This is a genomic window from Sphaerisporangium album, assembly GCF_003323745.1.
Lineage (GTDB): Bacteria > Actinomycetota > Actinomycetes > Streptosporangiales > Streptosporangiaceae > Sphaerisporangium > Sphaerisporangium album.
On record NZ_QOIL01000014.1, the window covers coordinates 168,646 to 182,618 of the forward strand.

Sequence of the window (13,973 nt, forward strand, 5' to 3'; positions counted from 1 at the left end):
ACTGTTCACCAGGTCGGTGGGCGCGGCCGTGACCACACGCAACACGCGCCGCGTGGGCGACCGGGCACTGAGCGCTCTGACCACGGACGCGACAGCCGTACCCTTGTCGGATAGGGAGATTCTGAACGGCCAGTCAGCTAGGGGAAGTCGGATGAGTTCAGCCGGTGAAGGTCTGTCTCGCCCGCTGCCCGAGCAGGTCCGGTTACACGTCGTCGAGCTCGCGGCCCAGGTGCTCGGCTCGATGCAGCCCCCGGCGATCCCGCCGCCGCTGCGCAACATCGCCAGATTCGACCCGCGCAAGCGCGCCCGCCTGGGCAGCGCGCCGATCGCCGCGCAGCTGGAGACCGACAAGGAGTTCCGCGAGATCGTCGCCGAGGCGCTCAAGGAGGCCTGGCCCGAGCTGGTCGCCACCCTGGAGGAGGGCAACGTGCCCCCCGCCGCCGAGCCGGTGCTCGTGGCGGCCGCGGCCTACCTGACCCGCCCGCCCGGCTGGCCCGACCTCGTGGAGACCGCCCGCGCCGACCTGGAGCAGGTGGCGGCCGCCGCCGAGGGCAGCGCGCAGGAGCAGACGCTGACCCGCCTGCGCGAGCAGCTCGCCGCGCAGAAGACCGCCGCCAAGGAGGAGGTCGACCGCCTGCGCGAGCAGCTCAAGGCGTCCCGCGCCGAGGTCGCCGACCTGCGCCGCCGGTTGCACGACGCCCGGGAGCGCGGCAGGCTCGCCGAGGAACGCGCCGCCGAGCTGGAGACGCTCGCCCAGGAGGCCAGGGCGGCGGTCAGCTCGGCCGCCAGCGCGGGCGAGACCGAGCTGCGCAAGCTGCGCGAGCGCCTCACCGACGCCGAGCGGCAGCTGGAGGCCAGCCGCCGCGCCGCGCGCGAGGGGCGCAGCATCGAGGACGCGCGCATCCGCGTCCTGCTGGACAGCCTTCAGGACGCCGCGGCGGGGCTGCGCAGCGAGCTCGGCCTGCCCGTCGCCATCAGCAGGCCGGCCGACTCGGTCAGCGCGGTCGCCCCGGGCCGTCCGTCGGTCAGGGCCGTTCCCGCGCGGGCGCTCGCCGACGACGATCCGGCCCTGCTCGACCAGTTGCTGGCGATCCCGCAGCTCCATCTGATCGTGGACGGCTACAACGTCACCAAGACCGGTTACCCCTCGCTGACGCTGCTCGACCAGCGCTCGCGCCTGCTGACCGGGCTCGGCGGCCTGGTGGCGCAGACGCGCGTCGAGCTGACCTGCGCGTTCGACGGCGCCGAGCTGAACGGGCCCGTGCAGGTGTCCGCGCCGCGCGGAGTCCGCGTGCTGTTCAGCGCGCCCGGGGAGATCGCCGACGACCTGATACGGCAGCTCGTCCGGGCCGAGCCGCCCGGGCGCGCGGTGGCGGTCGTGTCCTCCGACCGCGAGGTGGCCGACTCGGTGCGCCGCATGGGCGCCCGTCCCGTGCCGTCCACGCTGCTGCTCCGCCGCCTCGGCCGCGCCTGACGGCCCCGTACGGACCGTCCGGGGCGTGCCCGTCGGGGCATCCCTGAACATTGCTGGTGCCTGGTGTCCAGGGGTTGCCAACGCCAGACGAATTAATGGGGAAAAGGTGCAGGTATCTGTACCTTTTCTGTAGGATCACGCCGCAGGTTGTCTCACTTGTCTCACAAGAGGGGGCTGTCGTCCCAGTGCTTGCGCGTGGCATCCGGCGAGTCGGGCGGATACCTGTGGTCACCGGCCTCATCGCCGCCGTCCTGGTGACGCAGGCGGCGGGGGCCGAGGCGAAGCCGAAGCCCACCATCGCCCAGACCAAGGCCAGGCTCGCGAAGCTCAACGACCAGGCCGACCAGGTGGTCGAGAAGTACAACCGGGCGAACGAGCAGTGGAAGAAGGCGCGCAAGGACTACAACGCGCTCAACGGCCGCTTCAAGGAGCAGGTGGAGCGCATCGACGGCCTGCGCGCGGGCCTGGTGTCGGTCGCGGTGAGCACCTACCAGTCGGGCGACATGCTGGCGCTGCCGAACCTGATCACGCAGGGCGACCCCGAGGCGCTGCTCAGCGGGCTCGCCTCGATCGACCAGCTCGCGGCCGACCGGTCGCGCAAGATGGCCGAGTTCGAGGAGGCCACGCGCTCCCTGAAGGGCCGGCGCGACGGCGCGAAGGACGCCTACGACAAGGCGATCAAGCTGCTGAACGACCTGCGCACGCAGAAGAAGGACGTCGAGAAGCTGGTGGGCGAGCAGGAGCGGCTCCTGCGCCGGCTCAACGCCTACAACCCCGGCAACCCCAACAGCACCGGCATCAAGTACACCGGCCCGGCCTCGGGCAACGCGCGGGCGGCGCTGCAGTACGCCTTCGCGCAGGTGGGCAAGCCCTACCGCTACGGCGGCACCGGCCCCGGCGCCTTCGACTGCTCGGGGCTCACCCAGATGTCCTGGCGCGCGGCCGGTGTCAGCCTCCCCAGGACCGCCGCCGAGCAGTACTCCTGGGGCGCCTCGCGCCGGGTCTCCCTGGACGCCCTGGAGCCCGGCGACCTGCTGTTCGCCTCCGGGCTCGGCCATGTCGGGATGTACGCGGGCGGCGGCAAGATGGTGCACGCCCCGCGCACGGGGGACGTCGTGAGCGTCGTCCCGCTGTCGTCCTACCGGGGCATCTTCGCCGCCGTACGGCCCTGACACCAACGAGCTCCTGGTCGTCACCACCCTGATCGCGCGACCGCCGCACACACGCGGAGCCGCCGCGTGTTCGTCGTCACGCGTCTCTCCGTGCCGGTGGGCCGTGGGGAGATCACCCCTGCGCCGGTGGGCCGGTCTAGGGTTGAGGGCGGCCCGGATCGCTCCGGCCGGGCCGGGAACGCGCCATGCCGCGGCGAGGAGGCATTCCTGGTGCCGACGACGGACCTACGCACCCTGAGCCGGCGCCTGACCGTGGTCGGTGAGCACGACCGGATGATGGCGCAGGCAGGGCGGACATGACCGTCGTCGGGATCACCGGCCACCGGTCGTTGCCGCCGCGGGCGTTGGCCCACGCCGAACGGGAGCTGCGCGCGCTGCTGGCCGGCATGGAGGCGCCGCTCATCGGCTGGTCCAGCCTCGCGGCGGGCGCCGACCAGCTCTTCGCCGAGATCCTCCTGCGGGCCGGGGGAGAGCTGCGCGTCGTCGTGCCGTCCCACGGCTACGAGGCGACGTTCCGGGGCCCGGGTCTGGACGCCTACCGCCGGTTGCTCGCCGCCGCAAGGGTCACGACGGTGCTGGACTTCGCCGAGCCGGGCGAGCCCGCCTACTACGCGGCCGGATGTCTCGTCGTCGAGAACTGCGAGGTCCTCGTGGCCGTCTGGGACGGCAGGCCCGCGCGCGGGTTCGGCGGGACGGCAGACGCCGTCCGGTACGCCCGCGGCCAGGGCCGCGAGGTCGTGGTCATCTGGCCGGAGGGCGTCCAGCGGCTCTGACCGCCCTCCGAGGGGCTGTGACCGCCCTCCGGCGAGCGGTTGGCGGTCGCCGCTTCCGGGCCCGATCCGCAGGGAGCGGGTGCGTCCCGCCGGAGGGATGATGACCCGAGGGTAATAGTCTGCTATCGGCATATACGGCGAATTGACTTCTGTGGAAACGCTGGAACGTGGGGGAATTTCTTGCCTTCCGCGAGATGTCCGCCGCCGGTGGAGGCCAGGTTCTCGATAGCTTTTTTGGTGATATTTGAGGACAATATCGCAAAGGCGCGCATTGACTTCGGCCCCCTTTCCTGGATGCAAGAGTGCTTTAGCTCACATTGCTGTCTAATTCAGGACGTGGCGGGTGAGCCGGGAAGGTCGCGGTCGCGCTTGATAGGCCCCGCGAGCAGGATGAGGCCCGTCAGGGCGAGCCCGCCGGTCATGATCCACATGGCGGGCCGCACGCCCAGGGAATCGCCCAGCGCGCCGCCGAGCAGGGCGCCCATCGGGACCGTCCCGAGGTTGACGAACTGCATGGACACCGACGCCCGGCCGAGAAGGTGCCGCGGGGTGTACATCTGCCGGAAGCTCCCCTTGATCACGTTGCCCGCCACCACGCCCGCGACGACGACCAGCCCGCCCGCCACCGCGAACGCCAGCCCCCATCCCGGGAAGGCCGCGGGGATCAGCAGCACGAAGGGCGCGCACCCGACCTCGGCGGCCAGCAGCGCCCGCGCGCTCCCGAGGCGGCGGGCGATCCACGGAGCGACCGCGGCTCCGGCCACGCCGCCGAGGCTCGTGGCGGCGATCACGCCACCGGCCGTCCCCGGGCCCACGCCGACCTCGCGTACCAGGAAGATGACCAGGATCGCCTGGTAGCCCATCAGGAACAGGTTGCTCGTGGCCCCGAAGGCCGTGAGAACCCGCAGGTAGGGGTCGTGGAGCACGAAGCGCAGCCCCTGGGCGATCTGCCGCCGCAGGGTGGTGGAGTCCCGGGGAGGGGGCGGCGCCTCGCGCGTCCTCATCGCCAGCAGGCAGGCCGCCGAGATCACGAAGGTGGCCGCGTCCGCGATCAGGCCGGTGACCGCGCCGAACGCCTGGGCCAGCAGGCCGCCCAGGCCGGGCCCCGCCACCTGGGCGGCGGACTCGCTGCCCTGGAGCTTGGCGTTGCCCTCCGGCAGGTCGCCGGCGGCGACGACGGAGGGCAGCAGCACCTGGTACGCCGTCTGGAAGAAGACCTTCGCGGTGCCGGTGAGCAGCGCCGCGACCATCAGGTGGCCGATGGTGAGCACGCCGAACCAGGCCGCCACGGGGACGCTGCAGAACACCAGCGCGGACACGGCGTCGCAGGCCAGCATCACCGGCCGCCGGGGCAGGCGGTCGACCCAGGCCCCGGCGGGCAGGCCGATCAGCAGCCAGGGCACCCAGGAGGCGGCCGCCAGCACGCCCACGACCAGCGCGTTCGCCTGCAGGACGGTGATGGCCACGAGCGGCAGGGCCACGCTGGTGACCGAGCTGCCGAAGGCGCTGGCCGTCTCGCCCACCCACAGCAGCCGGAAGTCACGCTCGCGCAGCAGCCCGCCGCGCCTGGGACGTCCGGGCGTCCCGGCGGCCGCGCTCGCGGGGCCGGGGGCGGGGCCGGGTGTGCGGACCCTCGCGAACAGGGCGCTGAGGGCGTTCACGGGCGTCCCGGGACGCCGTAGGTGAACACGAACACGGGGTCGCGGCGCCGGCCGTCGTCCGGGATCTCGCGGGTGGCCCAGCGCTCGTAGAGGCCGATGACCTCGTGGGACAGCTCGGACAGCTCCGAGGGCGTTAGCCGCAGCCACTTGTCGGTGGCGAACGGCGCGCCGTGCCAGGCCTCGTGTTCCTCTTCGGAGGCGGCGTAGTAGGTGCGGACCAGGTTCATGTGGTGTTCGAGATTGAGCGACTCGGCCGCGCCGGCGATGGCCGCGGACGCGGGGTCGCCCTCGAAGTCGCGCATGGACCAGCGGATCGTGGTCGCCACCAGGCGCCACCAGCGTTCGCGCCGGTCACGGGCCAGCTCGGGCGCCTCCTCGATCAGCTCTCCCGAGGCCAGGACGCGCAGGTGGTGGCTGACGTTCGCGACGGCCTGGCCGGTGTGGTCGGCGAGCATGCTGGCCGTGCAGGGCCCGTAGACCCTCATGACGTCCATGATCCGGCGGCGTAGGGGGTGGGTAAGGGCCGCGAGGACGCGGGAGTCGGTGATCTGGCGGACGTTCTCGTTCTCCATGATCCCAGGCTGGCATGTGCAACGGTTACTGCACAAGAGCCATTGCTAAAGATCTCTTGCACACTTGCATCTCTAGAGAGACCGCGCGGTCGGTCGCCGCCACCAAGATCGAGAACTCCTGTGGCTGATGTGACCCATGTGACTTCTATCGGGCCCTGTGTCGGGATATGTGAGGGGAATCACATTCGGGTAACAGAGGTCATTGATATGCAGGCGTTATCTGGCAAAGATCGCGTTATTTGATCTACGTTCCGCCCGCTCACCCTTTGCCGGAAATTGGCAAAGCTTGTACCTTCTGGGCCGCGGCGAGCACGCCATGCCGTCGCGCTGTGGGCCGGAACGTCGCGGGATCCGGCTTATGCAAGACCATCCATTCGGCCACCGCCGTGAACGAGTAGCGAAACCGAGAACCACCACTGGCGGTGGTCTGCCGAATCCGTGCGGCAAGGAGCACGGAGCCGGGGACCCAATTGACCCCTTGACCGGGGTCGGGGGTGAATCGGCGCGACAGCGCCGTAGGGCTACTTCCATGCCCGAATCCGTCAGCTAACCCGGTAGGCGTAAGTGGAAGAACCAAGGAGCGATCCTGTCCAGCACTACCCCTAGCCCCAGCCTGTCCAGATTCGCCCGGCTCTCCCTCGGCGGTGCCGCCCTCACCATGACGGCATCCGTCGCCGTGGCGGCGGTGCAGGCACCTTCGGCGGGCGCGGCCGCGGCGGCCACGGCGCGGAGCTCGGTCAAGGTCGGCAAGGTCAGCACGGCCGGTACGGCTAGTACGGCCGGCAAGACCTCCAAGACCACCAAGCTCAGCAAGGCCGCCAGGCAGCGGATCAAGGCGCACACCGCCGTGCAAGTGGCCAAGAAGCAGATCGGAGACCCGTACCGGTGGGGTGCCAGCGGCCCCGGTGCGTTCGACTGCTCAGGCCTGGTCGTGTACGCCTGGCGCAAGGCCGGCGTGAAGCTGCCGCGCATCGCGGCCAGCCAGTTCCGTTCCGTACGGAAGAAGGTCTCCTGGAAGTACCTCAAGCCGGGCGACCTGATGTTCTTCCGCGGACTGGGCCACGTCGGCATGTACGTCGGCCACGGCAAGATGATCCACTCTCCGCACAGCGGAACCCGGGTGCGGATCGACAAGCTGAACGGCTATCGCAAGAGCAGTTTCGTCGGAGCCGTTCGCCCCGGAGCGTGACCGGAGCGCGGGAGGACTTCCCGGGAGCCCTTTCCCGGGAAGCCCCCCGCGCCCACCGGCCCGCGCGGCGGCCCCTCAGAGGCCCCGTCCTCCTCCACCCCTCGGAGGCGGCCGGGGCCTCCCGCGTCCCCGCCCCGGCGCGCGAAAGAGTGCTCGGCGTCGCGGGTCACCTGGCCCGAGCGCGCCGCGTGGTACGCGGGGCCGGGAACGCGCGACGCGGGGGAGCGGGCGGGTAGATTGCCCGCATGCGCGTCGTGTGGCTGGGGACCGTGCTGGCGGGCCTGCTGGCCGCGCTGACCGTGCCCCCGGTGCCCCCGGTGCCCCCGGTGCCCCCGGTGCCCCCGTCCACACCATCTGGACCCCCCTCCGCGCTACCCGCGGCCCCCTCCGTGCCCGCGTCCATCCCCCTGTCCGTGCCTCCGTTCGCCCCTGTGCCGGGAGCGGGGGACCCGAGAGGGCCGACAGACGCCGTGATCGGGGAGCGGCCGGACATCTGGGCCCGCGCGAAGGTCGTCCGCGGAGCCCGCTCCCTGGTGATCGGCACGGCGGCCGCGCGCGTCGAGGAGCTCGAAGATCTCGCCCGCAGGGCCGACCGCGCCGGTCTCGTCGTCGCCGAGGTCGCCGGGCCGGTGCGCCCGCTGGTCCTGGTCCCCGCCACCACCGCGCAGGCCGCCACGCTCGCCGCCCCCGCCTCCGTGAACGGCCTCGCCGCCGTCGCCGCCGCCGACCGCGTGATCGTCGAGCCCGGCTCGTTCGCGCGCCTCAGCGCCGCCGGGCGCGACGTCGTCCTCGCCCACGAGCTGACGCACGTCGCCACCGGCGCGGCCACGGACGCCCGTACCCCCAAGTGGCTGGTCGAGGGGTTCGCCGACTACGTGGGCTACCTCCGCTCGGGCATCCCCGTCCGCGCGGCCGCCGCCGAGCTGGCCGCCGAGGTGCGCGCGGGCCGCCTGCCGTCCGCGCTTCCCGGCCCGGACGACTTCGCCCCCGGAGCGCCGCGCCTCGCCCAGGCGTACGAGGAGGCGTGGCTCGCCTGCCGGTATGTCGCGGCCCGATACGGCGAACGGGCCCTGGTCGCCCTCTACCGTGAGTTCAGCGGGGGAGACGCGGCAGGGGCCCTCCCGCGCGCGCTGGGGGTGTCCGCCGGGCGGTTCACCGCCGCCTGGCGCGCGTACATGAAGGCGGAGCTGTCCTGACGACGGCGGAAGGGCTGGTATCGGTGGCGGAGCTGATCGAGGAGACCCGCCCCGGCCGGCGCACGGACGGGGGAGTGCGCGCGGCCGGCGTCGCCCTGGTCGTGCTCGGCGCGGCGGTGGCCGTGCTCGTCGCGGTGACGACGCCGTGGCACGCCCTGCGCGGCGGCGCCCCCGAGGTGGCGCCGGACCCCGCGCGCGACTTCACGCCCGCGCAGATCGCCCGGGCCGCCGCGTTCGACTCGGCCGTCAGCCTGCCCGCCTACCTCTCGCTCGCGGTCACGCTGATCGTCGCCGGGGTGCTGATCCTCACCCCGGCGGGCGCGTGGGCGGTGGACCGCCTCAGGGGGCCGTGGTGGGTGCGCGTACTGCTCGGCGTGCTCGTCCTCTCGGCGGTGAGCCTGCTGCTGAAGTGGCCGCTCGGCATGTGGTACGAGACCCGCCTGCGCGCGTTCGGGCTGTCCACCCAGGACTGGGCGTCGTGGTCGGCCGACCGGCTGAAAGGCTTCGCCGTCCAGGCCGTGATGACGGCCGTCATGATCCTCGCCGTCGTCTGGCTGGCCCGCCGCGCCCGGAGGCGGTGGTGGATTCCCGCGTCGATCGGCGCCTTCGCGTTCACGATCGCCGCCTCCTTCGTCTACCCGCTCGTCGTGGAACCGCTGTTCAACGACTTCAGGCCGCTGCCCGCCGGGCCGCTGCGCGCGGACCTGATCGCCATGGCCGCCCGCGACGGCGTCCCGGTCGAGGACGTCCTGGTCGCCGACGCCTCCCGCAGGACCACCGCGCTCAACGCCTACGTCTCCGGCTTCGGGGCCACGCGGCGCATCGTCGTCTACGACACGCTGCTGCGGGCCCCCGAGAAGGAGGTCGAGCTGGTCGTCGCGCACGAGCTCGGTCACGCCAAGAACGGCGACGTCCTGTCCGGCACGCTGGTCGGCGGGCTCGGCGCCGCGGCCGGGGCGTGCCTGCTGTTCCTCGTCGCCGGATCGCCCTCACTCCGGCGCCGCGCCCGGGTGCCGTCCGTGGGCGACCCGCGCGCCACCGGGCTGCTGCTCGGGCTGATGACCGTCGCCACCATCCTGTCCGGCCCCGCCGAGAACGTCGTCAGCCGCGCGGTCGAGGCGAGGGCCGACGTGCACGCGCTCGACCTCACCCGCGATCCGGCCACGTTCGCCGCGATGCAACGGCGGCTGGCCGTCACGAACCTCTCCGACCTGTCGCCGGACGCCTTCGAGTACTTCCTGTACGCCTCGCACCCCACGCCCCCGCAGCGCATCGCCCTGGCACGCTCGTGGGCCCGGCAGAACGGGCTGCCGGAGCCGTGACCCCGCCGGGCCGCACGCTGATCGTCACCAACGACTTCCCGCCGCGTCCGGGGGGCATCCAGGCGTTCGTCCACGCCCTCGCCGAGCGCCGCCCGCCGGGCTCCACCGTCGTGTACGCCTCGCGCTGGCCGGGCTGGGAGGAGTTCGACGCCCGCCGCCCGTACCGCGTGGTGCGCCACCCCGGCTCGCTCATGCTGCCCCTGCCCGGGGTCGCCCGGCGGGCGGCGGCGCTGGTGCGCGAGCACAAGTGCGAGACCGTCGTCTTCGGCGCCGCCGCGCCGCTCGGCCTGCTCGCGCCGGCGCTGCGCGCGGCCGGGGCCCGCCGGGTGGTCATGCTGACCCACGGCCACGAGGCCGCCTGGGCGGGGGTGCCGCTGGCGCGCGGCCTGCTCGCCAGGATCGGCGCGCACGCCGACGCGATCACCTACCTCGGCGAGTACACCAGGGAGCGGCTGGCGCGGGTCGTGCCGCCGTCGCGCCTGGTCAGGCTGGCGCCGGGCGTGGACACGAGCGTGTTCCGCCCGGGGGCCGGGGGCGCGGCGGTGCGGGCGGCGCTCGGCCTCGGCGACCGGCCGGTGGTGGTGTGCGTGTCCCGGCTGGTGCCGCGCAAGGGGCAGGACACGCTGGTGCGCTGCTGGCCGGCCGTGCTGCGGTCCGTCCCGGACGCGGTGCTGCTGCTGGTCGGCGGCGGGCCGTCCCGGCGGACCCTCGCGCGGACCGTCGCGGCGCGCGGTCTCGGCGACTCCGTGGTCATCACCGGGCCGGTGCCCTGGAACAGCCTTCCCGCCTACTACGACGCCGGAGACGTGTTCGCCATGCCCTGCCGCACGCGCCTTCGCGGGCTGGACGTCGAGGGACTCGGCATCGTCTACCTGGAGGCGTCCGCGACCGGGCTGCCGGTCGTCGCCGGGTCCTCGGGCGGCGCGCCCGACGCCCTGCGCGACGGCGAGACGGGCCTGCTGGTGGACGGCGACCGGCCCGAGGAGGTGGCCCGCGCGCTCGCCTCCCTGCTGGCGGACCCCGGGCGGGCGCGGCGGATGGGGGCGCGTGGGCGTGCGTGGATCGAGCGCGAGTGGCGCTGGGACCTGGTCGCCGAGCGCTTCTCCGAACTGCTCGGCTGACACCGAGATCCACCACCGTTTCGCACGCAATGCGACACATTCCATCGTGTTCGAACGCGAGACTCGACATCGCGGATTTTTCCCCACGTCAAAGCCCGGACCCGAGGGCCGGTCAGCGCTCCGTGAGCGTGATCAGCGTGCGTGCGGCACCGCCGGGCGGACGGGCGGGTCGCCCCCCAGCTTCCTGGAGATGCGCGAGGCCGCCTCCGCCACCAGCGGCCCGAGATGACGGACCCGCGCCGCCGTGATCCGCGACGACAACCCCGAGACGGAGATCGCCGCGGTCACCGCGTCCCCGGGCCCGAAGATCGGGGCCGCCACGCACCGGACCTCGGGCTCGTTCTCCCGGTCGTCCACCGCGTACCCGCGCTGCCGGATCCGGGCCAGTTCCCCGCGCAGGTGCGCGGCGTCCGTGATCGTGTGGCGGGTGACGGCCGGCATCCCCGCGGCCACGACCTCGCGCAGGTCCGCCTCGGGCTGCCAGGCGAGGATCGCCTTGCCCACGGCCGTGCGGTACGCGGGCGTGCGGCTGCCGACGCGCGAGGCCATGCGCACGGTCGCGGTGTTCTCCACCTTGTCGATGTACACCACGTCCGGCGGGTCGTAGACCACCAGGTGCACCGTCTCCTGGACCTCGGCCATGAGCCGGTGCGACTCCTCGGCCGCGACCGTCCGCAGGTCGAGGGTGGCCAGATACGCCTGGCCGAGCAGCAGGGCGCCGTGCCCGAGCCGGTAGGCGCCGGTCCTGCGGTCACGTTCCAGCAGCTTGGCCTCGATCAGCGGGGTCGTCAGCCGCAGGATCGTGCTCTTGGACACGCCGAGCTCCTCGGCCAGCCGGGTCAGCGTCAGCCCCTGTGGGGCGCACCCGTGGTCGCGCACGCGGTGGAGCACGGCGAGCGCGCGCCGCAGCGACAGCGACTGGTTGCGCCCGGGGGCGGGTTCGTTCACTGGGGCCTTCTCGGGGAGATCCGGCGGATCAAAACGCAGGTGGACATAGGCGGTCATCGCGTGAATCACCACTGTGCACCACAAGATTCCGCGATGCACAACAATCCAACCGGACTCTTCCCGTGATCGTCAGGATCTTCGTAAGGTCTGCCGCCAACGGGAGGAGACAGCCGTGAAGATGCTGAACCGGGCGATCGCGGGCGCGGCCCTGCTGGCCCTGGCCGCCTGCGCACCGTCCACCGCCCCGTCGGCGAGCGGCGGCGACGACAAGTCGGGAACGCTGCGCGTGTGGCTCTTCGACGAGCCCAACCGCGCTCCCAAGGAGAAGGTCGTCGGCGAGGCGATCAAGGAGTTCACCGCCGCCAACCCGGGCGTGACGGTCGAGGTGTCCTACATCCCCACCACCCCGGCCCGGCACGAGAAGTTCAAGGGCGCGTTCAACGACCCCGCCAGCGCCCCCGACGTCGCCGAGTACGGCAACACCGACCTGGCCGAGTACGCCGCCGCCGGAGGGTTCGCCGACCTGAACGAGGACCTGCGGGCCTGGCCGGAGGGCCGGGACATCGGCACCGACCTGCTGCGATCCGCCACGGTGGACGGGAAGGTCTACGGGCTGCCGTGGTACATCGGCATCCGCGCGCTCTACTACCGCACCGACGTGTTCGGCGAGCTGAAGCTGAAGCCGCCCACGAGCCTCAAGGAGCTGACCTCCACCGCGCGGACGATCCGCGAGAAGAGGCCCGACCTGTACGGCGTCGCGGTCGGCGGCGAGTACACCTTCGGCGCGCTGCCCTTCGTCTGGAGTTTCGGCGGCGACCTCGAGAAGCTTGACGGCGCCGGGTCGCGTGAGGGCGTCAAGGCGTACACCGACCTGCTCGCCGACGACAACTGCCCGCCGCAGGCGTGCGCCGGGCTCACCGGCGGCAGGACCGTCGAGCTCTTCGCGGGCGGCAAGGCGGCCATGGGCATCCTCGGCAACTTCAACCGGTCGGCGGTCGACGCGGGGCCGGCGGCGGGCAAGTACGCCGTCGTGCCGCTGCCCGGCGCCGAGCCCGGCTCGATCGCCCCGGCCTTCGCGGGCGGCAACAACCTCGGCGTCATGAAGAGCAGCAGGCATCGCTCGCTCGCCGTGAAGTTCCTGGAGCTGCTGGGCGGCAAGACATACCAGACCAAGATGTACGAGGCCATGGGCAACCTGCCCACGCTGACCTCCGCGCGCGAGGAGCTCGCCGCCAAGGAGGCGTTCCTCAAGCCGTTCCTCGACACCGTCGCCGCGGGCACCCGGTTCGTGCCCGTCGACCCGGCCTGGGTGAAGATCGACAATCAGAAGGTCATCCCGACCATGCTGCAGAAGGTCGCCACCAAGCAGGCCACCGTCGAGCAGGCCACCACGGAGGCCGCCGCGGCGGTGAAGGCGGCGTTCGGCGGCTCATGAGGACGCTCACCGCGACGTCCGGGACACGGGCACGCCCGCACGGCGGGGCGGCCCCCGGCGCGGGGACTCCGGCATGACGACGCTGACCACGGCGCCCGCCGGCCCGTCCACCCGCGCGGGAACCCCGCCGCGCCGGCGGGGAGGGCCGCGGCCCTGGCTGTACCTGCTGCCCTCCGCCGCCGTCCTGGTACCCCTGCTCGGCTATCCGGTCTACATGCTCGGGCTGCTGTCGGTGTTCGACTACCGGCAGGCGCAGGTCAGCGGCGGCGAGCCGACCCGTTTCATCGGCCTCGCCAACTACGCGGCGCTCGCCGGGGACGGCCGCTTCTGGTCGGTGCTCGGGCAGACCGTGGCGTTCGCCGCCGCGCTGGTCGTCGCCACCCTGGCCGTCGGCGCGGCGCTCGCCGTCGTGCTGACCAGGGCCGCGCGGGTGCCCCGGCTGCTGCTGTCGCTGGCGGCCATGGCGGCGTGGGCGGCACCGGCCGTCACCGGGTCGACGGTGTGGATGTTCCTCTTCGACGCCGACCTCGGCCTGGTCAACCAGGTCCTCGGCCTGGACGGATTCAACTGGTTCTACGACAAATGGGTCGCCTTCGGGATCGTCGGCGCCACCGTCGTCTGGCACTCGTTCCCCTTCGTCATGGTCACGCTGTACGCGGGCATCCAGGCGATCCCGGCCTCGGTCCTGGAGGCGGCGGCACTGGACGGGGCGTCCGCCTGGCACGCCTTCTGGCGGGTCATGGTGCCGATGCTGCGTCCCCTCATCACGATCGTGGTCATCCAGTCGATCATCTGGGACTTCAAGATCTTCACCCAGGTGTACGTGATGACGAGCGGCGGCGGCATCGCCGGGCAGAACACCGTCCTGAACGTCTACGCCTACCAGACCGCCTTCGGCTCCTCGGAGTACGGGCTCGGCTCGGCCATCGGCGTCGTCATGACCCTGATCCTGCTCGCCGTCACCCTGCTCTACCTTCGCGCCCTCTACCGGGGCGGAGAGAAGCTGTGACGCCCTTCACCCCCGACGACGGGGACGCGCACGGGCCGAACGCACGCGGGTCGTGCGGCACGCGGTCGCAAGAGCCGCCCGGTGACCCGCGCCCGGGACCA

General features: G+C 72.7%; 12 protein-coding genes and 1 riboswitch. Of the genes, 9 read left to right on the forward strand and 3 right to left on the reverse strand.

Annotated elements, in window-relative coordinates; all coding sequences use genetic code 11:
- Nucleotides 1–151 precede the first annotated feature (151 nt).
- The 3 genes from DQ384_RS24480 (at nt 152) to DQ384_RS24495 (ending at nt 3,419) form a co-directional block, all read left to right on the forward strand.
- Entirely contained in the window at nt 152–1,474 is a 1,323-nt protein-coding gene (locus DQ384_RS24480) for an NYN domain-containing protein (protein ID WP_114031199.1), read from the forward strand.
- Between the two features lie 224 nt (nt 1,475–1,698).
- A complete protein-coding gene (locus DQ384_RS24485) occupies nt 1,699–2,646 on the forward strand; it encodes a C40 family peptidase (protein WP_245966741.1) in 948 nt (315 codons plus the stop codon).
- Nucleotides 2,647–2,942: 296 nt separating this feature from the next.
- Entirely contained in the window at nt 2,943–3,419 is a 477-nt protein-coding gene (locus DQ384_RS24495) for a hypothetical protein (protein ID WP_114031202.1), read from the forward strand.
- 329 nt (nt 3,420–3,748) lie between these two features.
- Here DQ384_RS24495 and DQ384_RS24500 read toward each other — a convergent pair whose 3' ends face one another.
- Together DQ384_RS24500 and DQ384_RS24505 are read right to left on the reverse strand one after the other, a co-directional pair.
- Entirely contained in the window at nt 3,749–5,080 is a 1,332-nt protein-coding gene (locus DQ384_RS24500; protein ID WP_245966742.1) for an MFS transporter, read from the reverse strand.
- Nucleotides 5,077–5,652 carry an ArsR/SmtB family transcription factor gene (locus tag DQ384_RS24505; RefSeq protein ID WP_114031203.1) on the reverse strand — a complete coding sequence of 192 codons (576 nt, stop codon included), beginning with the start codon at nt 5,650–5,652 and terminating at the stop codon, nt 5,077–5,079. Before DQ384_RS24505 ends, DQ384_RS24500 begins: the two co-directional genes overlap by 4 nt.
- Nucleotides 5,653–6,070: 418 nt before the next feature.
- Nucleotides 6,071–6,228, forward strand: a riboswitch (cyclic di-AMP (ydaO/yuaA leader).
- Nucleotides 6,229–6,310: 82 nt separating this feature from the next.
- Between DQ384_RS24505 and DQ384_RS24510 the strand changes: the two genes are divergently transcribed.
- The 4 genes from DQ384_RS24510 (at nt 6,311) to DQ384_RS24525 (ending at nt 10,480) form a co-directional block, all read left to right on the forward strand.
- The gene (locus DQ384_RS24510; RefSeq protein WP_114031204.1) at nt 6,311–6,841 is read left to right on the forward strand and encodes a C40 family peptidase; all 531 of its coding nucleotides are present in this window, start codon (nt 6,311–6,313) and stop codon (nt 6,839–6,841) included.
- A gap of 245 nt (nt 6,842–7,086) precedes the next feature.
- The gene (locus DQ384_RS24515; RefSeq protein WP_147268885.1) at nt 7,087–8,037 is read left to right on the forward strand and encodes a hypothetical protein; all 951 of its coding nucleotides are present in this window, start codon (nt 7,087–7,089) and stop codon (nt 8,035–8,037) included.
- A 23-nt stretch (nt 8,038–8,060) separates the two neighbouring features.
- Nucleotides 8,061–9,359, forward strand: coding sequence for a M48 family metallopeptidase (locus DQ384_RS24520; RefSeq protein WP_245966743.1), 1,299 nt, complete (start codon nt 8,061–8,063; stop codon nt 9,357–9,359).
- Nucleotides 9,356–10,480: a glycosyltransferase family 4 protein gene (locus DQ384_RS24525; RefSeq protein ID WP_245966744.1), complete on the forward strand. Its 1,125-nt coding sequence runs from the start codon at nt 9,356–9,358 to the stop codon at nt 10,478–10,480. Before DQ384_RS24520 ends, DQ384_RS24525 begins: the two co-directional genes overlap by 4 nt.
- Before the next feature lie 132 nt (nt 10,481–10,612).
- On the opposite strand, the gene DQ384_RS24530 is transcribed toward DQ384_RS24525, so the two are convergent.
- Nucleotides 10,613–11,428: an IclR family transcriptional regulator gene (locus tag DQ384_RS24530; RefSeq protein ID WP_220183116.1), complete on the reverse strand. Its 816-nt coding sequence runs from the start codon at nt 11,426–11,428 to the stop codon at nt 10,613–10,615.
- Between the two features lie 178 nt (nt 11,429–11,606).
- On the opposite strand from DQ384_RS24530, the gene DQ384_RS24535 reads away from it, so the two are divergent.
- Nucleotides 11,607–12,863, forward strand: a complete 1,257-nt coding sequence (locus tag DQ384_RS24535) for an extracellular solute-binding protein (RefSeq protein WP_181871395.1) — start codon at nt 11,607–11,609, stop codon at nt 12,861–12,863.
- A gap of 73 nt (nt 12,864–12,936) precedes the next feature.
- Nucleotides 12,937–13,872 carry a carbohydrate ABC transporter permease gene (locus DQ384_RS24540; RefSeq protein ID WP_114031208.1) on the forward strand — a complete coding sequence of 312 codons (936 nt, stop codon included), beginning with the start codon at nt 12,937–12,939 and terminating at the stop codon, nt 13,870–13,872.
- The last annotated feature ends 101 nt before the right edge of the window (nt 13,873–13,973 follow it).

What these genes read in the sequence shown, in the direction of transcription:
- DQ384_RS24510 (WP_114031204.1), top strand. Translation starts at nt 6,311, where the DNA reads ATGACGGCATCCGTCGCCGTGGCGGCGGTGCAGGCACCTTCGGCGGGC.
- DQ384_RS24540 (WP_114031208.1), top strand. Translation starts at nt 12,937, where the DNA reads ATGACGACGCTGACCACGGCGCCCGCCGGCCCGTCCACCCGCGCGGGA.
- DQ384_RS24505 (WP_114031203.1), bottom strand. Translation starts at nt 5,652, where the DNA reads ATGGAGAACGAGAACGTCCGCCAGATCACCGACTCCCGCGTCCTCGCG.
- DQ384_RS24495 (WP_114031202.1), top strand. Translation starts at nt 2,943, where the DNA reads ATGACCGTCGTCGGGATCACCGGCCACCGGTCGTTGCCGCCGCGGGCG.
- DQ384_RS24535 (WP_181871395.1), top strand. Translation starts at nt 11,607, where the DNA reads ATGCTGAACCGGGCGATCGCGGGCGCGGCCCTGCTGGCCCTGGCCGCC.
- DQ384_RS24480 (WP_114031199.1), top strand. Translation starts at nt 152, where the DNA reads ATGAGTTCAGCCGGTGAAGGTCTGTCTCGCCCGCTGCCCGAGCAGGTC.
- DQ384_RS24515 (WP_147268885.1), top strand. Translation starts at nt 7,087, where the DNA reads ATGCGCGTCGTGTGGCTGGGGACCGTGCTGGCGGGCCTGCTGGCCGCG.